This window comes from Mesorhizobium helmanticense (assembly GCF_003034915.1).
Lineage (GTDB): Bacteria > Pseudomonadota > Alphaproteobacteria > Rhizobiales > Rhizobiaceae > Mesorhizobium > Mesorhizobium helmanticense.
The window spans coordinates 1-19152 of the sequence record NZ_PZJX01000046.1 but is presented as its reverse complement, the minus strand read 5'-3'; the positions used below and the strand labels follow the sequence as shown (position 1 = coordinate 19152).

The window sequence follows — 19152 nt, the reverse complement described above, 5'->3', positions numbered from 1 at the left end:
ACGCCGCTGGCGAACTGAGACCGCACGGCCTCCAGCGTCAAGAACATGGCGTTCATCGCGCTGAGGACGACAGAGGCCTGAGCAAGCGGGCGGAGAGCTGTCGGCGCTCCGCCCTGCGCATGAGGCAGTTGCAATCCCTTTCAAAAAAGAAAAGGCGGACCCGAGGGACAGTTGGGCCCGCCTTTGTTTACCGACCGGCGTCGGGGTTTGGACAAATGCCGGCAAACAAGTCGAAGCAAAATCAGCAGGCGTTCGCTGGGCTTCGGTAAGGTGCAATTGTGGACAAGTTTGGCTCCCCATTCAATTAGCTCGATGGGCCTAGGCCGTCGATGTGGCGAATCGAAAACCCGCCCGTCGGGCTGCGTGGGACGAACTTTGAGGTTTGCCACCTTATTCCTGTTGCACATTGATCATTTGCCGGCACCGGCCAGTTACAAAGAACGGCGATGTTGCCTTGTCTCGGCAGGGGTTAACCATGAATTTGACGTACAAGACCGTTCAGGCAAGGCTACGAAAGGCGGGCATTTCCATACGCAAGAAGGGGGAAATCCACCGCATAAACCTTGTCGGCGGTCAGGAAAACACCGCCTATTACACGACAAGCCTGCAGGAGGCGCTGGACAGGGGGTTGGCGATGGCGAAACGCGCCGAAGAACCGCAATCAGGCGCCCCTGCCAAATCCAGGGAAAAGCGGCGGAACTCGACTGACCCAAGCATCGGCTGATACCGCGGGGTTCAGTCCGCAAGCCATCGCAGCGTCGCGCGGCGATGTCGTGAAACTGCGATAAATCAGAGCGTTATCGTCTTTCCTTCTCGGCGCCTTGATGGGTTCGGCGCGCGAGAACTCTTCCGCCAAACACAAATCACCAAATTCCAGCCGCTTCGAAGCGGCTTTTTGCCGTGGAGGCCACCATGCCCTGCTTTGCCCGATCAACCATGTTGACGGAGGCCTGACGCCATGGCCATCACCCCGCTCGACATCGCCAACATGGCGCTCGCCGTCCTCGACGAGGCGCCGATCGACTCGCTCGACCAGGACGTCAAGGCAGCACGCCTGCTCAATCTGCATTTCGACCTGACGCGCGAAGCGGAATTAACCAAGCACGCCTGGGTGTTCGCCATTCTGTCGGCGTCCGTCGCCGGCGCCGACACCGGCAGCGGCACCTTGAATTTTGCCTATGAACTGCCCGTGGACTGCCTGCGGCCGCTGCCGTTGACCTTGAATGGCGAGCCGGACGGCGTGCCGATCTCGTGGCGGCAGGAGGCGGGGCTGATCTACTGCGACCAGCCCGGCCCGCGCCTTATCCGCTACGTCGCCAACCTCACCGACCCCAACGATTGGGACGCGCTGTTCAGCGAGGTGCTGGTCGCGGCACTCGCCATCAAGATCGCCCATCCGCTGACCCACAAGTCCGGCATGATCGATATCGCGCGCTCAGCCTATGACCGGGCGCTGGACGCCGCCTTCACCGCCAACGCCATCCAGCGCGGCGGCCGGTTCTACACCGCCTCCTGGTCGCAGCAGCGCGGCGACTTTCGTTTTTGATTTCGCATGTTTTTGCCCCGCCGCGCACGGGGAGACATGCTTTGAGGGTTTTCGCTGATGACGACGCTTTATCCGGTCCAGGATGTCTTCACCCGCGGCGAGATCTCGCCGCGCCTGCATGCGCGCGCCTCGCTCGACCTCTATCGGGCGGCGCTCGCCAGATGCGAGAATTTCCTCACGCTGCCGCATGGCGGCATCAGGAAGCGCGGCGGCACCGTCTTCGTCGGCGAGGTGAAGAACGCAGCCGGAAAGACGCGCGGCATCCCGTTCATCTTCTCCTCCGAGCAGGCCTACTGCCTGGAGTTCGGCGACCTCTATATCCGCGTCTATGCCTATGGCGCCCGGGTCGGCACGGTGGAGGTGGCGTCGCCTTATCTGGAGGCGGACCTGTTCGACCTCGCCTATGTGCAGTCGGCCGACCAGATGTGGATCACCCACAGGAACTACCCGCCAAAGGTGCTGACGCGCACGGCGCACACGACATGGACGCTGGGTGACTATCCCTTTGAGGATGGTCCCTATGATGACATCAACGATACCTCGACGACACTAACGCCAGCCGATTACGGTTCGCTGACACCGGACATGGCCGGGCTGACCTCGCCATCCGGCACCGTTACGTCGACCGGCGGGTCGTCCAGCGCATGGCAGGCTTTCGACAAGAATAGCGGCACCGACGTCTTCTTCGATAACATCACGGTTGGCTTTATCGGATATCAACTACCCGGCGGCGCCCAGGCCATCGTGGATCGCTATACCGTCACCACGACCGATGGCACGCGCGTGGACCGCCAGCCGGTCGCATGGAAGATTGAAGGCTCGAACGATGGTTCGACATGGACGACCATCGACAGCCGTCAGGGGGAAAGCGGTTGGACCGGTGGCGAAGCGCGGTTCTATGAATTCTTCAACAAGACGCCCTACGAATACCATCGCTTTCGCTGGCTTAGCGTCAATGGAAATACTTCGTCCCAATTCGCCGAAGTGACGATGAACAAGGCGGCGGCCAGTCAGACGCCGTTCGCTCTCACGGCTTCTTCGATCGTCGGCATCAACGACGATACCGGCTTCCAAACCAGCGATGTCGGCCGGGCGGTGCGCCTTCTCGGTTCGGACGGCCGTTGGCGCTGGGCAAAGATCATCTCCCGTGTCAGCACGACGGTCGTGACAATCCAGCTCCATGGTTTTGCGCTGCCCGATCTGAGCCCGATCACGCGTTGGCGGCTCGGCACCTTCGTGCCCGGCAAATATGTCGAGACCGGCTCGCTCTACGAAGAACGGCTGGCCTTCAGCCGCAAATTCTCGGTCTATGCCTCGGTCACCGGCGACTTCGACAATTTCGCGCTGGGCGAGAAGGATGACGACGCGCTGGAGTTCGTCCAGGCCGGCGGCGGCCAGGCCAACGACATCGTCTGGATCGCCGATTCCGACGGCGCGCTGTTGATCGGTACCTCGGGCGGCATCAGGGCGCTGTCGGGCTCCGGCATCGATGAGGCGCTGACGCCATCCTCGTTCAAGAACCGGCGCTCGCGCACCTTTGGCTGCGCCCGCATCCGCCCCGTCGATGCCGGGCAGTCGTTCCTCTATGTGACGCGTTCGCGCCGATCGATCGCAGAACTGACGCAAGCGTCGACGGGCCGCTTCACATCAGACGATGTAGGACAGATTTCCGAGCACATCCCGAAAAAGGGAGTCGTGGAACTGGCCTTCCAGACCGATCCCGATCCGGTGCTGTGGTTCCCGCTCGAGAATGGCGAGCTCGGCGGCTACACGCATCAGCCAAGCCAAGAGGTGCGCGGCATGCATCGGCACCGCCTAGGCGGCGGCTTCGCCGGTTCGCAGTGGGCGTTCGTTGAAAGCATCGCCGTCACGCCAGGCCAGCACGGGGTCGACGACATCTGGCTGTTCGTCAAACGCACCATCGCCGGCGTGACGAAACGCACGATCGAAATCATGACGCCGCCTTTCGAATATGGCGGCCTCGACGATGCCTTTCAGGTCGATTGCGGGCTCTCCTATTCGGGCGCCGCCGTCAACGTCGTCTCCGGGCTCGATCATCTCGATGGCGAGAGCGTCGACGTGCTGGCCGGCGGCAAGGTCTACAAGGGCCTCGTCGTGACCGCCGGCCAGGTGACGCTGCCCGGCGGCGCCACCGCAGCGACGTGGCAGGTCGGGCTTGCCTATCAGGCGCAAGCCGACACGCTGGAGCTCGATGTCGGCGGCCGCGACGGCTCCATCATCGGCCGCCGCAAGAAGGTGGCCAAGGTGATGATGTCACTGCTCGAGACCGACACCACCGGGCTCGAAGTGCAGTCCCTGCTGCGGGGGCGCTGGGACACGGTGCGGATGCCCAGCATCGTCGCGCCCGACGGCAAGGCCGATCTCTTCAGCGGCAATGTCGAGGTGCCGATCGACGACAGTTGGGAAGGGCAGGGCAGGGTGCGCATCCGGCATGTGAACCCGACACCTTGCACGATCCGCGCGTTCACGCCGGTGTTCGACGCCGAGCCTTAGGTGAAGTTCTCCTCCTGACGCTTGAGATTGGCGAAAGCCGCGCAGCTGCCAATCTCCCCCACGAGGGGGGAGATTGGCGGCGTCGCTGCCCCGCCCACCCATCACTCCCCAAAAGGAACCTCCCCGTGACCCACCCCCATGCCGAAGACCTCGGCAGGGCGCGGACGGCTGCCGATTTCGCTGCCGTCATCGCCTTGCTCGACACCGACCTCAACAACGCCATCGCCCGCCGGCACGAACTGCAACAGGCCGAGGATCGCGCGATCTTCGGCGACGGCGATCTGGCAGCCGTGCGGGCCACGCTCGACGACTGCAACGACGCAATCGCGCTCATCGAAAAGACAGTCGACGGCGCCGACAAGCGCCGCGCCGAGGCTGGTCGGAGCGAGGCTCGGGCCGACGTCGCGGCGCTGGGCGGGGATATCAAGGCCAAGGCCATCACCCTCGGCGATCGTTGGAAGAGTGTCCACCGGTTGATCGAACAGCTGCGTCAGGAGCTGTTCGAGGCCGATGCGCTGAGCCGCGCCATAACCACCGCCAATGGGCTGTTCGACGCCGCCGGCGTCGCCGACCTGAAGGTCAACCTGACGACCATCCGCCGTACAGCCATGGCCGGCGCGCGGGCGGCCGCACCGGCCCGCCTCAGCCGGCCGGCAATCCAGGCCGACAGGCTCTTGCTTTCCTTCCTCAGCCCCGGCGGCGCACTCGATCCGCGCCCGGCGCTGGGCGCGCCGGTGGATGGCGTCAAAAGCAAATTCATTCCGGCCGGCGAGCGAGGCTGACCATGTGCACAGTTGCCCTTCTCGGCACGGCGCTTTCGGTTGGCGGCGCACTGGTCGAAGGCCAGCAGTCGAAGCAGATGGCCGACTATCAGGCCAAGGCCTATGAGCAGCAGGCGCAGGCCGAGGCCCAAAGTGCGGCCTTCGAACTGGGCCAGGAGCGCCACAAGCAGGAACTCTTGCAGGCACAGGCGCGCGCCCAGGCGGGCGCTTCCGGCGTCGGCATGGCAGGCTCGCCGACCGAGGTGCTGGCCGCCAATGCGAGGCAGGGCCAGCTCGACCTCAAGGCGATCCAGTACGGCTCGCAACTGCGCCAGAACAGTCTCGGCACACAAGCCGCCATCTCGCGCTTTTCCGGCAAGCAGGCGGTGACGGCGAGCATCTTCAAGGCCGGCGGCAATCTCGTTGGCGGCCTCTCCAAAATCCATGACCCGACGAAGGCGATGGACCCAAGCGCGGCAGCCAGCACGGCGCCAAGCCGCGCCGTGATCTTCGGCAGCTCGGCGCTCAGGGCGCCGTGGGTAGGGAACAGCTAAATGGCAACCATTCCCCTCCAGCTTGCCCAGCGCCGGCTCGACACCGGCAATGTGGTTCCCTATCCGAACGGCTCGCTCGTCGGCGAAGCCATGCAAGGCTTTGGCGACGAGCTTTCCGCCGTCGCGGAGCGCTACCGACAGCGGAAAGAGCAGCAGGAGGCGTTCGACGCCGAAGTCACCCGCCGGCGCTTGAACGGGCAGATCGCGCAAGCCGAAGACGAGGCGGTGCAGAACGCGCCAGCCGATGGCAGCGGTTTGCACGACACCATGTACGGCCAGGTCGATCCGCGCACGGGCCAGGTGGTCAAGCCCGGCCTGTTCGATGAACTCTTCGACAGCACTCTGCCGAAAGTGCCCGAGGGCCAACGCGCCAGTTTCACCGGGCAGAAGGAAGTCATGCGCTCGGTTGGCTCCGCGCGTATGGCCGCCAGGCAGCAGGCGCGCCGCGACGCCTATGAGCAGACCGAATGGACCAAGGTCGATAATTTCTACACCGGCTCCATCGCACAGAGCGACCCGAACGATGCCGCAACGTTCGAGGCGATCCGGCAGAGCGGCTTCGACTTCATCGGCAAGATCGGCAACCCGCTTACCAGGCAAGCGGCCGAACTAGCCTGGCGCAGCAACACGGCCAAGGCGCTCGTCCTGGCGATGATCGCGCAGGATCCGATGCGCGCGGTTGAGATGCTGGGTGCGGGGTCGGTCAACGGCGGCAGGACCAAGGACGATACCGTCGAGGCTGTCAGCGGACCACAAGCGAGCGGGTCTGGCGCGCTGGCATCCAAAGGCCATCGCGTTGGCAAGCTTACGCCGGACGAAAGGGTGGTGCAGGCCTTTCGGGAGGACATTCCGCCCGAAGACCGCCCAGCGTTGGTCCAGCAGGCCCGAGCTGCCGACGCGATGCGGCAAGTCGAAACACGCACTAACATTAGCCTGGCCGAGCAGAATGCGCCGGCCGCCATCAGGGACACTGGAACCTATTCCGGCCCGATCCCAACGCCGGAACAGTTCGTCGCTCTCTATGGCGCCACCGACGGCGCCAGGCGCTTCGAGGCGTTCAGCAGGACCATTGAGGTTAGTCGTCAATTCCACGGCATGCGCGACCTGTCGAATAGCGCCGTGCGGGCCATGGTCAAAGACGCCGACCCCACGGCAGACAGTCCAACGCCGGAAGAGGACAAGGCGCGTTACGACGCTATCGCCACCGCTGCGGAGCTGACGTTCAAGGCAAGGCGGGCCGATCCGGGCGGCTATGTCCGCAAGGTATTCGCGAACCTGGATGCCGCCTGGAACAATCTGACGAAGCCAGAAGATTATCAGGCGGCAATCATCGGCTCTATCGCCGCCCAGCAGCAGTTGGGTTTTGAGACCGCCCAGCCGCTGCCCAATTCAACTGCAGAGGACATTGTCGGCAAACTCAAGGCCCAGCCGCAAGACCAGACCGCAGAGCTGCGCAATGTGTTCATGGCGCTACCGAGTCAAGCCGCGCGCGAAGCGGTGCTGAGCCACCTGCTTCAGACCAGTGCGTCCCAAACGGACAACAGTATAACGGACAGGTCGGTCCGGGCAGCTGTAGTCGACCCGATGATGCTGCTCGACTTAGCCAACACTGTTGAGCTTGGGCGATCGCGGGCAAACGCGGAACTCACCAACTACATCCCGACGAATCAAGAGTGGCTCGGGAGATTGATAGCCGGCGACAGTGAGCGGGGGAGCCTGTGGCGTCTTCTCGCGCAAAAGCTCGTGGGCTCCGACGGGCTCGGCGAAGACAGCGTCTCGGTGGCCGACTTCACACCGTTGGGGACGTCGTTTGCACTGGAGAAGGCTGGAAATGCAGCGCTGGAAGGCAACTACAGCGAAGCACTGCTGAATGCCGCAGGGGCAATTCCTAGCGGCAAGTTGGTGGCCGTGCCCCTGCAACGCGCCGCCGGGAAGATTGCCAAGCCCTGGGTAGAGAAACTCTCAGCATTTTCGATGCTGCCGACAGACCTAGCCGAAGGTGGCGAGGCGCTTGTTCGCGGAGTCGACGCTGAAACCTTTCGCTTCCAACAAGACTTAGCTCGATCGGTCTCGCCACGAGCTGTACGCCGGAAGACGCGAGCCGGTGAAATATCCGACAGTGCCATTGAGACCCCGCTACTAGGTGCGATGCTTGCCAGAGACCCGTCAACTGTTAAACATGCCGGGGCGAAAGTTGGATGGGCGAAATCAAAGGACTATCGAAAAACCTTCTTCGACGCGAATCCTAGCCTCAACAAAAGCGACTATGTCGTGCATCATGGTGTCGAGCAGGCAGTTTTTGACAAGTATCCTGGGCTTTTTACAGAGCAAGAACTAAATTCAATCGAGAATCTTCGTGGGATCCGAAAGGAGTTCGACATAAATTTGCACCTTAAGGTTATTCGGAACGAGTGGGACAGTTTTTACAAGAAAAATCCTCATGCTACCCGTCAGAATGTCCTTGATTATGTTTCCGAAATCGACAAGAAGTACGGACATTTTTTCGATCCTCCGATAGGTGAATGATGAGATACTATGATATTCTGCCCGATGTGGCTGGAGGATTAGGCCGCGGTACGGTTATGGATACAAGTGTACACCCCCCTGTCGTAAGCAAGCTTGTGTACCAGATGGAGGGATGGTTCGGTGACGTTCTTATAACAAGCTTTCCATGCTTCCTTGTGACGGAAGACGCCGCGCACGCATTGTCAAAAATCGGCTTCACCGGAGCGACATTCGCCCCTGTGGAAGTCATAACGTCCGAAGATTTTCGCGAACTTCAGCCCGAGGTAGAGCTTCCGTCTTTCGTGTGGCTGAAGGTGAACGGGAAGGCGGGTCACGATGACTTCGGTATCGCCCAGAACCTGAACCTCGTCTTATCAGAACGCGTCTTCGATGTGTTTGATGAACGAGGTCTCCCTTCCGCTACCATCAAACCGTTCGACGTTCGGCACGAGCAGCGTTGAGCTGGGTGATCGTCGGCGATGTGTCTCCGGCAATATATTCCTGGCGACGACCTCAAGACTACACACGAGGCGCTGGATGGATATATCGGCGCCATGGAAGAGTGGGTTGAAGCCGCGCGGCAGGGGAAGTCAGTGGCGGAGTTAATCCCGGTCAATGTTCCCGCCAATGCTGAAATGCTGGATCGACGTCTCAAATTCCTTGATGAAAAGGTACTGCCGGAACTTCAAGGGTGATGTATAGGCCTGCAACTTGGATACACCTCTCCCCAAGCCGGCTGGTTATTTTTTGACCGATCGCACGGAGCATGCGGATTGAGCGCCTGGCGCGGCGAGGGCGCAACGCGCTAAATCCCCACGCGCCGCTATTCAATATTTCCCATGAAATAGCCGTCGACCGCGTCGAGCCGCAGCCGCATGAGCTGACCGTTGGAGCGCAAATGGTTGGCGGCCTGGAAAATCCGCGCATTGCTAAGGTGGAGGAACGACTGTGTCGGGCTCCCGGGCTCCGGCTGCTCGCCGGCCCTGGGGTACATGTTGGCGAAATCCAGCATGGCGCGGCCCAGCACGTCCTGCAGGTCGGCGGGGTCGCTGGAGCCATGTATCGAGGCGCTGCGCATCTGGCGGCTCAGTTCCTCAAAATACTTCCTGCCGCTGATCAAGGTGCCGGCGATGACCGTACCGCGTATGAACAGCGTCATGCCGATTTCCAGATTGCCCTCGGCAAACGTCACCAAGGCATTGAGATAGGCGTCGCGAGGGTACTGCTCGGCCGGGTCTGCCTGCGCGTCCTTTACGCTATGTCTCATTTTCTCCCCCCCTCAGAGATCGGCATTCAGCCGTGACGCAAGAAAACCGGGTCTTGCGCTGGCGTTCGGCAAAGCCTGGAAAATCACTCGCCCAAAACGACCCCGGACGCAATGATTTGCGCGGTCAGCCTGGTAAGCTTTTCGTGTTTCACCAGCGTCGGCTTTTTATAGATGCGCTTCATTGCAGGGCTCCGCAGGGATTCCACCAACACATCGAACGCGCTCGCCGCGGTTGCGTTCCCTTCGCCCGCCTTTATGCGCCATTTGTCCGAAGCAAAAAAGGCCCGGCCCGGCGCCAACCGAGACGGGCAGGTGCTGGAGTAGCTGGGTGAGAGCCCAGCATGGGTCAACGAGCGGCGAAGAGGTTGGTTGCCTCGTTAGAGGCCGTTTTGCCGGCCACCGGGTCAGATTGTCGACCACGACGCCAGATCGACGATCCGATCGAAAACAAAATACCGGCAATCGGCAGCGTCGCAAGGTGGCGGCTGGCGCTGGAGGCGCGGATTGGTGTAGCTTGACGTTGTCTTGACCTGGCGCAGCGGATCCGAAATTCGCCCGCCGCGCTGCCACTTCAGGGCGATGCAAACCTCGGAGCCCGCCACACATTGGCCAGTAAGGACCTTCAGATGAAGGCCGGACCTTTCAGATGAAGGATTGACGGTATCTTGTTGCGCACAGACTCTTTTCCGACCATGGCAAGGATCATTTTCCTGGCCGCGTTGGCCTTTGTCCTCCTGCTCGCCCTTTCACCGGCGCGGTTCTTGCAGGAGTTCGGCATGGCGTTCACGTTCGATCACGACAAGCTCAACCACGCCACCGCCTTTGCCGTGCTGACGGCTCTGGGAAGCATCGGCTGGCCGGAACACAAGGCAAGGCTGATTGTCCTTCTTGTCCTTACCGGCGCCGCGATCGAGCTTCTCCAGGGCATGCAATTGATAGGGCGCGATATGAGCATATTCGACTGGTTTGCCGACTGTGCCGGCATGGCATGCGGGTTGACGTTCGCCGGCTGGACGAAGCGGCTCGTCGGCGGATTGCCGTAGGTCGCAGCGGTTGCGGCTTCCTCTAAGACAAGCCAGCCATCTTTCGCCAATAGTACTCCCCGCCTGCGATACTTGAATCCCCAATTCCCTAGCGACGCTACGGATTTGGATGTCTCGCGGGCGCCCTGACGTTCCCGATCTTTCAAGCCCCGCTTTTGCGGGGCTTTTTCATGGAGCAAGCCCTTATGGCCCGACCTGCAACTGCCGCCGTTCGACTTCTGACCGGCGAACGCGAACCCGTGCGTGTGGCGACCACGGCCAACATAGCCCTGCATGGCCTGCAAGCCATTGACGGCGTGCCGGCCGAAATCGGCGACCGGGTGCTGGTCAAGGACCAGGCCGACCCGGCGCAAAACGGCATCTATACGGTGAGCGAGGGCGAATGGTTCCGCGCCGCCGATGCCCGCACCGCCCGTACGCTGCAGAAAGGAACGACGGTTCACACGCAGGTCGGGTCGGCAAATGCGGACCGGGTGTTTGAGTTTACCTCCGACGAGCCGGTTGTGGGCACCGACGCCATCGCCATTGCGGCATTCGTGCCGCCCGACATCTCGGAGGTGGTCGATGAGGTAGAAGCGTTGCGCGACGAAACGCAGGTGCTGAAGGATGCCGTCGAGGCCAGCGCCGGCCGGGCAGCGGCGAGCGCGTCCGCCTCTGCCGCCAATGCCGGGCTGACCGCCGCCGATGTTCTCACCACGGCTGCCAACCTGGCCAGCGCCCAGGCAGCGCGCGACGCATCCTTGTACGGCAAGGGCATCTTTCCGACGGTTGCGGCCGCGATCGGCCTTGGCGTCGTCGGCAGCGGCGCGATCACTGCGGGCGCCGGTGGCACCAACGGCATATTCGACCTGGCGTTTACCGGCGGCGCCGGCTCGGGCGCCGCCGGCCGCTTCGTCGTCGCCGGTGGCGCGCTGACACAGATCCTGATCACTGCACCCGGCTCGTACACCGTGGCGCCGACCTTCAGTTTCGCGGGGTCTGCCGGGCTTGCAGGGGCCAGCGCGTCGCCCATCCTCGCGCGCAACGTCGATATCGGCGAATACTTCTGGACCGAAGTCAGCGTTGGGATCATGGGAATGTACACGGTGGCGACGGGGCCGATTGCGGTGGACACAGGCGTTCGCGCGTCGGCGGCGGAAGTAGTCGCCTTGATCGGTTCGCGGACGGTCGGGCCAACCCCCCTGACGGGTGCCGGCAGCGTTGCGAGCGCGAACGTCTATTTCTGGCCGAGTTCTTTGGCCTCAGCCGATGAGTATGTGACGGCCCTGCCGGTCGCGCTGACGGCTGCTGGTGCCCTGCGCGTGGTGGTCTCGAAGGTAGAGGGCGACGGTTCCCTTTCTGATGCCGGCGTTCCGACGCAGTTGGTCAATGCGCCGGGTGGCGTGTCCACCATTTCAGGACTGGACATCTACAAGCCGGCCGGATGCGTGGTCGGCGTTCAGCCCGCAGCGGGCGGCTCGCTTTATTTTACTGCCGGCGCGATCCCCAATGGCGAAGCTCGCTGGCACACAGCGACCATTCCGACCAGCCATACAGCGAAGACAATCACCACGACGAACGGCGTCCAGTGGCAGGCGGTTCTTGTCGGCGAGATTGCGGCCAAGGCACGCCGGGCCGATGGCTCTGTGGCTGCTATTGTCGAAACAGTGGGTTCCAGCACTGATATCGGCTGGCCGTCTCTGGTCAACACAGGGGCCGACACCCCGCCTGGCTATAGCGTCATCCCGCAGACGCCGGCCGCTGGCGACGGCTACATCACCGAAGTCGATGTCGGTGCGGCAGCAAGCGGTGCGGCGAACATCCATGTGGTGGAACTTCTTGCCGGTCCGACCGTCAATGTGATCAGCACTACGGCCGTCACCTTGTTGAATGGTGTGGCTTCAATGCCGCTCGCAATTCCGATTGCGGCCGGTCAGTATGCGGCGATCAGCGGCGGCGGCTACAAGTATCAGGCAAACAGCAATCCGCTCGGCATCCGCACCTGGGTGAGGTCGGGCGCACTGTCGAATGGCGCCGCCGTCATCGATCAGACATCGCATCGCTTTGAGGTCAGTTTCAAGCTCAAGACTGGCCTTGTCGCGGATGTAGCGGTGGCCAAGAATGGCGGCGCGCAAAACACCGGCATGAGCCTGCTGGTGGATGCTGATCCGAATGGCGTTGTTGACGCGACCGCGATCTTTGCCGCCGCCGCCGCTGCCCATCCGCAGCCATACGTGCCGCCCGGTACATTCGCGCTGACTGCCATCCCCGCAACCGGAAACGGCTTATGGGGACCGGGCAAGCCTGTCGTCAATGGCGAGCGGTTCTTTATACCGCCGCGCCCGCAACTCACCAACCTATACGATGGCCTGCGCTCCGTCTTGGCCGAGTTCATCACTGAGAATGACGTGGTGGTCCTGAACGGAGATAGTATCTCTCACTTCGGCTCGACGGGTTTGGCCTCCGGTGCACAGCACTGGTTCAACAAATTCACCCGGTTCGCCAATTTCAACATAGCGGCCGACGAACCGATTATGACCGCACTACGGCCGTCATCCGCCTATGTTCCGACCTTCTATGGGCTGACGACTTCGGGGACAGTATCGACCGGCTCGACCGGACCACTTGGCGAAAGCCTGATCCTGGCCGATGGTGCGGCGATGTCGTTTACGGGCGCCTATGAACAGGTGGACGTGTTCTATGAGCAGGGAGCCGGTGCTGGCAGCCTGTCCTTCCAGTACAATGGCGGGCCGGCATTCAAGACGGTCAACGCGGCGGGTGCGTCTACCCATGATGTCTATAGCGGCCCAACCGCGACCGCGCAGGCGGCAAGCGGAACCTATACGATCACCGCTGTCGGCGGTCCTGTGGAAATCACCGGACTGGTCAGGCTTGGTCCCAAGGCGGCTGGCTCACGCCCGAGATTGCTCACCATGCGAGCGGCTCACGGCAGCTACCAGTTCCAGTCGTTTAATGCCGCGAGGCGGGCTTCAATGATCAAGCAGGCTTCTGCCTTCGGCGGTAAGCCTGTCCCGATTTTCGCATTGGGGATCAACGACCAGTTCGGCCTGGACCCGTCCGTCATCGTCGCCAATGCCACTGCCTTGATCAACGATTTCGTTGCGGCTGGGGCACCCGCCATGTTCGCCATACCGATCTGGCGGTTAACGTCCTCGTGGGACGGATCTTACACGAGTGGACGTACTTTCGATCCTGCGGCCGGTGCGCTGAGGAAGCTGTACAGGCAAAACAACATCAAGATGTTCGGCTCCGACAAGCTCGACTGGATCAACATGGGGCTACTGCAAGATGGCCTTCATCTTAGCGTCAATGGCAATGACGCCATGGCGCAAATCGGCATAGAAACGCTGGCTTAAGGAGGCAGGAATGCCGCGCGCAATCTCATACAAAGGCGAGATCATCACCGAGCTTTCGGATGGCGAGGATTGGGTGGTGGTCGGGGACAAGATCATTATTGCCGACCCAATCGACCCGATGCGCAGCCAAGAAATCACGGTGCCAGACGGCGATATTGAGGGCCTCATTGAGGTCTGGGAGGGCGGCGCCTAGCCCGCACTGGACGCGGTTCGCTCGCTGTGGCACGGTTGCCAAAGAGGAGCCCACCACAATGTCCAACGCCGGCAGTATTATCGATATTTATGACGATTATTACACGGACGGGAAGGTGGCGGCGAAACGCGAGATTGCGTCGAAGCAATCGGTCAGCCACATCGAAGCGATCATCAAAGGACAGAAGTTCGAAAAGGTCCTCGACATAGGTGCTGGCGAGGGCGCCGTGTTGGATAAGCTGAACAAGAAGGGTCTCGGAAAAACACTTGGAGCGGTCGAGATTTCAACCAGTGGCATCGAAGCGATCAAGGCGAGAAAGATCGCCAACCTGGACAGCCTCGACATCTTCGACGGCTACCACATCCCGCACCCTGATAAATCCTTCGATCTCGGCCTTGCCATTCATGTCGTCGAACATGTCGAGCATGAGCGAATGTTCTTGATGGAAGCGGCCAGGGTCTGCAAAAAGCTCTATATCGAGGTGCCGCTGGAGCATACGAGAAACCTCGGCAAAGCGATCCGCATGTCCGGCCCTTACGGGCACATCAACTTCTACACGCCTCTGACTTTTGACAATTTGTTGAAGACGTCTGGTCTGAAGGTCGAAAGGCTAATGACGTTCGCTCACGATCTCGCCTACGAGCAGCACCTGGCGGGTAGGTCCAAAGGCTGGGTAAAATACAAGCTGCGCACCGAGTTTCTTAGGTTCGCCCCGAAGGCTGCAGTGCGCAGCATGGTTTATATGGCCGGCGCGCTGTGCAGTTCTAAGTAGCTTGCTGGTGTGCTGAGCGATCGGTGATCAGTCTGGCAGGATTGCCGGCCACGACGGTGAATGGCGCAACGTCCCTTGTCACGACGGACCCCGCGCCTACGATCGCGCCCCTGCCGATCGTGACACCTTTTAGGATGATGACGCCGAAACCTATAAAAGCATTGTCCTCGATGGTGACCGGTGCGATGCCGATGCCGGTCCAGTCCTTTTTGCCTTGGTTCCAATCGACAACGTCATGTGCCCGTTGTTTCCAGTCCAACGAATGGGAATTGTGATCGACGATCGTCGTCTCCCACGAGATCAGTACGTCATTTCCGATTGTTATGCGGCTAGCGGCGACCAAATGGCTTTTGCCAATGTAGGTGCGGTCGCCGATCGTGATCTGCGCCTCAGGCCGGTCGTATGAGAAATAGCAACTGAGATTGGATTCATCGCCGATCGTGTGATGGCCCTTGCGAGCGGTGCGGACACTTCGGACACTCATCTTCGTGCCGGCGCCGACATTAATGCCTAACAGGCGAAACAGGAACGGCGGAACGAACGGCATCAGTGCTTGCCAAGCGGCGTTAACGCTGGCCAATCTTCAATAATGACGCAATGCTTAGGCATTTGAGCGGATAGCGCTGCGGTGACGGGCTCTGCGTGTGTGACGGTTTTGGTCAGATCGTTGCGCATCTGCGCTGTGTCTTGCGAAGTCAAAAACAGGCGGACCGCGATATCGTGGACCTGACTTGCGGAAATATGCATCCATCCGCCGCCCTGGACCGGATTTGTGGCTTCGACAAAAACGGGATTGCCACCCTGTTCAGCCTCGATATGGTTTACCCCATTGAAGTGGTATGTGCGCTGGATAGCCATCTCGCGGGCCTCCTTGGATATCAATCTGGCAAGTTGCCATTTGCGGCAAGCGGCGTCGCTTTGCAAGCGTGATGGTGAGGCGTCCAACAAGCCTGTAGTCGCCATCGCAGATCAACTTGCCGTTGCGCTGGTTGATCTGCGATGGCGCATTGCCGCCTTGGTCGATGCAAGAATTTACAGCATCCTGGGTGTTCAAAGGACACGCCCTGCGCAGGCAGATGCCGCCACCATCTAGCGATGGCTGCCCTGCGGCTTGTCGTGAGAACCCCGGTTCGACCACCAGACGAAATACAGCGAGCCCATCTTCATGACCGGTACGCGGCGGTCGCGTTCCCGCTCCCGCAATTCGCGATAGGTCTTCATCTTCAGCGTGCCGCCCGGCAACTTGATACGCACCGCCATCGGTTCAACTCCCGTTGTGCAACGCAGCAATGATGTGCAATTGCAGCAAATTAGAGACCTTCCCTTGCGGAAGAGTCAACATCTGGTCATCGACTGTTTCTGGGAGGGCCCAGGGTACAGACGTCGGATAACGGTTTTATGATCGGGTGTAACGCTTTTGCGGAAGCGTCTGGCGCGCCGTCAGCCAGCCGCTAGTCTTTTGAAGGACGCTGGCGGTTCGACCACCAGATAAGATAGAGCGAGCCCACCTTCCACACAGGCACACGGCGGTCGCGCTCGCGCTCGCGCAACTCCCGATAAACCTTCATCTTCAAGGTGCCGCCCGGCAACCTGATCCGCACCGCCATCGGCCCAAACCTTTTTGTGCAATGCAGCAATAAGAGAGCTTCCGCAGCGAAATAGTCAACGGCAGGGCGTTGACTATTTCTGGGATGTTTCGGAACAAGGTCCCTGCGCGATGGAAGCGCGGTGCTCCCGATGGAATCGCCGCCGTTCTGTCCTGGTCCGCCCTCGGATCTCTTCACAGCCGCGAGTTTTGGATCACCGTTCTGGCGGGCGCTTGGATGGGCGATCAGACATGCTGCTTGGCCACCAGATGACAAAGCGATTTCCGATCTGCCAGACCGGAACCTCGCGCTTCTGCTCACGGCGACGCAGTTCGTCCTTCTTCTTGATCTTCAGAGTTCCCCCCGGAAGCCTGATCCTTATTGTCACGTGCCCTCCCGCACCTTGTGTCCCACAAGGTACGAACGATCAATCGGAGCGGTTTCATCCCGGCTAAGCAATTTCGATACAGGCGAGGGCACGGACGGAGCTGTTCTCAAGCAGCCAGCACGGTCATTTGAAGAAATCCGCCATGCCCTGAATGGCCAGGAACGCATAGAGGATTGGCCCGGCGACCAGCCCGCAATAGAGGCAGAGGATCGCCGCCAGCACCAAAAGCAGCGGCTTGTCGCGGCCGAGCGCGGATAGTTCGGCTTTCACGGTCCAGCGTTCCGTGGCCATTGCCGTTTCTTCGTCTTCCGACATCCGCAGATCCTCCCTCCCCCTTGCGCTCATCTCACACGATCGCTTGCAAACATCAACTGCCCGTGGCCCGGGCGGAAAGGAAACACCATGGACACCTCTTTCAAGGGCGCTGCGAAGCGTCTGGACGACCTCGATCTGCCCCGACTTGGCGCGCTGATCGGCGTCGGCGAGGACGAGATCCACGCCTTTCTCGATGTCGAGACCAGCGGCCACGGCTTCGATGCGCAGGGTCGGCCGATCATCCTGTTCGAGCCGCATGTCTTTTTCCGCAATCTGTCGGGGGCGGCTCGAGCGCAAGCCGTCGCTGCGGGTCTCGCCTATCCGAAGTGGGGCGAAAAACCCTACCCCAGGGATAGTTACTCCAGGCTGAAAGCGGCTGTCGCGATCGACGAGACGGCGGCGCTGAAATCGGCGTCGTGGGGTCTCGGCCAGGTGCTCGGCGAGAATTTCGAGGCGGCCGGCTTCCTCACCGTGCAGGCCATGGTCGAAGCCATGATGGAAGACGAGGCGCTACAGCTTGAAGCGGCTGTCAATTTCATCGCCGAGAAACGGCTCGCCGACAAATTGCGCAATCACGATTGGGCCGGTTTCGCCAAGGGCTACAACGGCGCGTCATACAGGAAGAACGCCTACGATACTCGCCTTGCCGACGCCTATCGCAAATGGTCACGCATCAAGGATACGCCGTGGCCGCCGGCGGCCTCTCCCGCGGTTCCCCAGCCAGCACCTATCCGGCCCCCACAATCGTCAAAGCCCGTCGCGCCGCCCGCGCCTGTGGCAAAGCAAAGCCCCTGGACCGCGCTCCTCAATCTCATTCTCAAACTGTTCGGAAGGAAATGAACCATGGCTTGCTATTCGAAATTCATCGTCGCAGTCGCGGGCATCGGCGTCCTGATCGGCCTTCAGCAGCTTCAGGTCGAAATCCCCGGCCTCGGTGGCGTGGTGCGAGACCTGATCGTCGGCGCCCTTGTGGCCGGCGGCGTTTATCGCATCCCGAACCAGGGCGCGTGACATGGAAGGCCGGGTCGAATTCATCACCGCCTACCTTCGCCAATCCTGGCCGCCGCTCGTCGTCGGCGCGGTCGCCGGCTTGATCCTTGGGCTGTTGCTATGAGCGCGCTCCTCGCAATCCTGTCGGCGCTCGCCGGCAACAAGACGATCATGGCGATCTTCGCCACGCTCGTCGGCGGCCTCGGGCTCTATGTCGCCGGCGGGGTCAACCGGGCGAAAAAGGATGCGGCCAGGCAAGCGGCTGAAAAACTTGCCGCTGCCGAGGGCCGCCTCGAAATGGACCGCGAAGCGACCGATGTCGAGCGCGCGGCGCGCGACCTGCCGGACGAGGCAGCGCGGCGGGAGGCGATGCGATGGGCAAGGCGCTGATGGTCGCGCTGCTGCCTGGGGGCTTGTTGCTTACCGGATGCACAACGCCGGCCTCGGTCGGCAATCCGCGCCAGGTCTGGTGCGACCACAACCAGCCGCGCCGCTCGTCAGCTTCCGTCGTCGTGGCGATGACGCGGTCCGAACTCGACGAGATGAACGCCTATAACGGAAAGGGCGCCAGATGGTGCGGGTGGGCGCCATGATACAGGAGTTTCTCGATACGCTCGGCATCAAGGCGCCGGTGGTGGTCGCCGGCCTTTCCGGCGGCATTTTGCGGGCCTTGTCGCGCCACCGCTACAAGGTCCGCGAGATGGTGGCGTCGCCGATCTGCGGCGCACTGGCGGCAGCCTATCTCACGCTTCCCGTGGCGCATTATTTTCGAGCGACCGGCCTGCCGGTCCCCGACGACGATACCACGACGCTGGCCGCGGCGTTCCTCATCGGCGTCTCGGCGATGTGGATATCGGACATTGTATTCGAGGTGATGGTGCGGCGGTTCAAACCGGGGAGGGAAGAGTGAAATCGTGCCTGGCGGAAGTCTAAAGCGCATCGCGTAAAGCATTCCTGATGCTCGATCCGAGGGCGTGTGGTGCTTGTCAAGAAGGGCAGGCTGGCGGTGATTGGAGCCGCAGTGGTGTCGAATGAACCGGAAGTGCCGACACCGCAGTGATGTCTTTTTGGAAAGCCCGCCACGCCGAAAGGTGTGGCGGGCTTTTTTGCTTTTACGCGCTCGGTCCGCTCTTCGGCCAGCCAGTTCCGGGTGATCGAGGTTGCGCATTGCCGCTCCAGCGCCAAACGCGCTAAACCACGAGCGACGGTGCGAGTTGGGCACGACGAATCTCGTGAGGATACCGCCATGCCAATTCGCCCAATCTTCTTGACAGCCGCGGGAGCGATCCTGTTTGCCGCCACAAGCATGGCTTACGCCCGGACGGACAGGCGCACCATGACGTGTGAGCAGACGCAGCTGCT

General features: G+C 61.4%; 25 protein-coding genes. 18 read left to right on the top strand and 7 right to left on the bottom strand.

Annotation, left to right across the window (positions count from 1 at the left end; translation table 11 throughout):
* Positions 1–475: 475 nt before the first annotated feature.
* From C9427_RS24855 to C9427_RS34465, 8 genes are all read left to right on the top strand, one after another.
* Positions 476–724, top strand: a complete 249-nt coding sequence (locus C9427_RS24855; protein WP_107651725.1) for a hypothetical protein — start codon at positions 476–478, stop codon at positions 722–724.
* A gap of 234 nt (positions 725–958) precedes the next feature.
* The gene (locus C9427_RS24850) at positions 959–1546 is read left to right on the top strand and encodes a phage connector family protein (RefSeq protein WP_107651724.1); all 588 of its coding nucleotides are present in this window, start codon (positions 959–961) and stop codon (positions 1544–1546) included.
* A 57-nt stretch (positions 1547–1603) separates the two neighbouring features.
* Entirely contained in the window at positions 1604–4060 is a 2457-nt protein-coding gene (locus tag C9427_RS24845; RefSeq protein WP_107651723.1) for a phage tail protein, read from the top strand.
* 125 nt (positions 4061–4185) lie between these two features.
* Positions 4186–4842, top strand: coding sequence for a hypothetical protein (locus tag C9427_RS24840; protein WP_107651722.1), 657 nt, complete (start codon positions 4186–4188; stop codon positions 4840–4842).
* Between the two features lie 2 nt (positions 4843–4844).
* Positions 4845–5375 carry a hypothetical protein gene (locus C9427_RS24835; protein ID WP_107651721.1) on the top strand — a complete coding sequence of 177 codons (531 nt, stop codon included), beginning with the start codon at positions 4845–4847 and terminating at the stop codon, positions 5373–5375.
* Entirely contained in the window at positions 5376–7901 is a 2526-nt protein-coding gene (locus C9427_RS34470) for a hypothetical protein (protein WP_208636416.1), read from the top strand.
* The gene (locus tag C9427_RS24825; protein ID WP_245437168.1) at positions 7898–8341 is read left to right on the top strand and encodes a hypothetical protein; all 444 of its coding nucleotides are present in this window, start codon (positions 7898–7900) and stop codon (positions 8339–8341) included. The genes C9427_RS34470 and C9427_RS24825 overlap by 4 nt, the downstream gene beginning before the upstream one ends.
* A gap of 93 nt (positions 8342–8434) precedes the next feature.
* Entirely contained in the window at positions 8435–8575 is a 141-nt protein-coding gene (locus C9427_RS34465; RefSeq protein ID WP_208636415.1) for a hypothetical protein, read from the top strand.
* A 128-nt stretch (positions 8576–8703) separates the two neighbouring features.
* On the opposite strand, the gene C9427_RS24815 is transcribed toward C9427_RS34465, so the two are convergent.
* Together C9427_RS24815 and C9427_RS34460 are read right to left on the bottom strand one after the other, a co-directional pair.
* Positions 8704–9147 (bottom strand): hypothetical protein, encoded by a 444-nt coding sequence (locus tag C9427_RS24815; protein ID WP_107651720.1) that lies wholly within the window; start codon positions 9145–9147, stop codon positions 8704–8706.
* Between the two features lie 83 nt (positions 9148–9230).
* Complete coding sequence (locus C9427_RS34460) at positions 9231–9329, bottom strand: putative RiPP precursor (protein ID WP_198292795.1); 99 nt, start codon at positions 9327–9329, stop codon at positions 9231–9233.
* Between the two features lie 594 nt (positions 9330–9923).
* Here C9427_RS34460 and C9427_RS24800 point away from each other — a divergent pair.
* From C9427_RS24800 to C9427_RS24785, 4 genes are all read left to right on the top strand, one after another.
* Positions 9924–10190 carry a VanZ family protein gene (locus C9427_RS24800; RefSeq protein ID WP_245437167.1) on the top strand — a complete coding sequence of 89 codons (267 nt, stop codon included), beginning with the start codon at positions 9924–9926 and terminating at the stop codon, positions 10188–10190.
* 320 nt (positions 10191–10510) lie between these two features.
* On the top strand, positions 10511–13546 hold the full coding sequence (locus tag C9427_RS24795) for an SGNH/GDSL hydrolase family protein (protein WP_146172588.1): 3036 nt from the start codon (positions 10511–10513) through the stop codon (positions 13544–13546).
* Positions 13547–13556: 10 nt separating this feature from the next.
* The gene (locus C9427_RS24790) at positions 13557–13739 is read left to right on the top strand and encodes a hypothetical protein (protein ID WP_107651715.1); all 183 of its coding nucleotides are present in this window, start codon (positions 13557–13559) and stop codon (positions 13737–13739) included.
* Positions 13740–13797: 58 nt separating this feature from the next.
* Positions 13798–14511, top strand: a complete 714-nt coding sequence (locus C9427_RS24785; protein WP_107651714.1) for a class I SAM-dependent methyltransferase — start codon at positions 13798–13800, stop codon at positions 14509–14511.
* Here the strand turns inward: C9427_RS24785 and C9427_RS24780 are convergent.
* Both C9427_RS24780 and C9427_RS24775 read right to left on the bottom strand, forming a co-directional pair.
* Positions 14504–15058 (bottom strand): acyltransferase, encoded by a 555-nt coding sequence (locus C9427_RS24780; RefSeq protein ID WP_107651713.1) that lies wholly within the window; start codon positions 15056–15058, stop codon positions 14504–14506. The genes C9427_RS24785 and C9427_RS24780 overlap by 8 nt on opposite strands.
* The gene (locus C9427_RS24775; protein ID WP_146172587.1) at positions 15058–15369 is read right to left on the bottom strand and encodes a hypothetical protein; all 312 of its coding nucleotides are present in this window, start codon (positions 15367–15369) and stop codon (positions 15058–15060) included. The genes C9427_RS24780 and C9427_RS24775 overlap by 1 nt, the downstream gene beginning before the upstream one ends.
* Positions 15370–15382: 13 nt before the next feature.
* On the opposite strand from C9427_RS24775, the gene C9427_RS33865 reads away from it, so the two are divergent.
* Positions 15383–15604, top strand: a complete 222-nt coding sequence (locus C9427_RS33865; RefSeq protein ID WP_146172586.1) for a hypothetical protein — start codon at positions 15383–15385, stop codon at positions 15602–15604.
* Here the strand turns inward: C9427_RS33865 and C9427_RS34190 are convergent.
* The 3 genes from C9427_RS34190 to C9427_RS24770 all read right to left on the bottom strand — a co-directional run bounded on the left by C9427_RS34190 (position 15601) and on the right by C9427_RS24770 (position 16800).
* Positions 15601–15771 carry a hypothetical protein gene (locus C9427_RS34190; protein WP_167434474.1) on the bottom strand — a complete coding sequence of 57 codons (171 nt, stop codon included), beginning with the start codon at positions 15769–15771 and terminating at the stop codon, positions 15601–15603. The genes C9427_RS33865 and C9427_RS34190 overlap by 4 nt on opposite strands.
* Before the next feature lie 191 nt (positions 15772–15962).
* Positions 15963–16118 (bottom strand): hypothetical protein, encoded by a 156-nt coding sequence (locus C9427_RS34185; RefSeq protein ID WP_167434473.1) that lies wholly within the window; start codon positions 16116–16118, stop codon positions 15963–15965.
* A gap of 490 nt (positions 16119–16608) precedes the next feature.
* Positions 16609–16800, bottom strand: a complete 192-nt coding sequence (locus C9427_RS24770; RefSeq protein WP_107651711.1) for a hypothetical protein — start codon at positions 16798–16800, stop codon at positions 16609–16611.
* Positions 16801–16887: 87 nt separating this feature from the next.
* On the opposite strand from C9427_RS24770, the gene C9427_RS24765 reads away from it, so the two are divergent.
* The 5 genes from C9427_RS24765 (at position 16888) to C9427_RS24750 (ending at position 18700) form a co-directional block, all read left to right on the top strand.
* Positions 16888–17640, top strand: a complete 753-nt coding sequence (locus tag C9427_RS24765; RefSeq protein ID WP_107651710.1) for an N-acetylmuramidase family protein — start codon at positions 16888–16890, stop codon at positions 17638–17640.
* Between the two features lie 3 nt (positions 17641–17643).
* Entirely contained in the window at positions 17644–17811 is a 168-nt protein-coding gene (locus tag C9427_RS34180; protein WP_165779797.1) for a hypothetical protein, read from the top strand.
* Between the two features lie 99 nt (positions 17812–17910).
* A complete protein-coding gene (locus C9427_RS24760; protein ID WP_107651709.1) occupies positions 17911–18180 on the top strand; it encodes a hypothetical protein in 270 nt (89 codons plus the stop codon).
* Entirely contained in the window at positions 18165–18383 is a 219-nt protein-coding gene (locus tag C9427_RS24755) for a hypothetical protein (protein ID WP_107651708.1), read from the top strand. Before C9427_RS24760 ends, C9427_RS24755 begins: the two co-directional genes overlap by 16 nt.
* Complete coding sequence (locus C9427_RS24750; RefSeq protein WP_165779798.1) at positions 18362–18700, top strand: hypothetical protein; 339 nt, start codon at positions 18362–18364, stop codon at positions 18698–18700. Before C9427_RS24755 ends, C9427_RS24750 begins: the two co-directional genes overlap by 22 nt.
* The last annotated feature ends 452 nt before the right edge of the window (positions 18701–19152 follow it).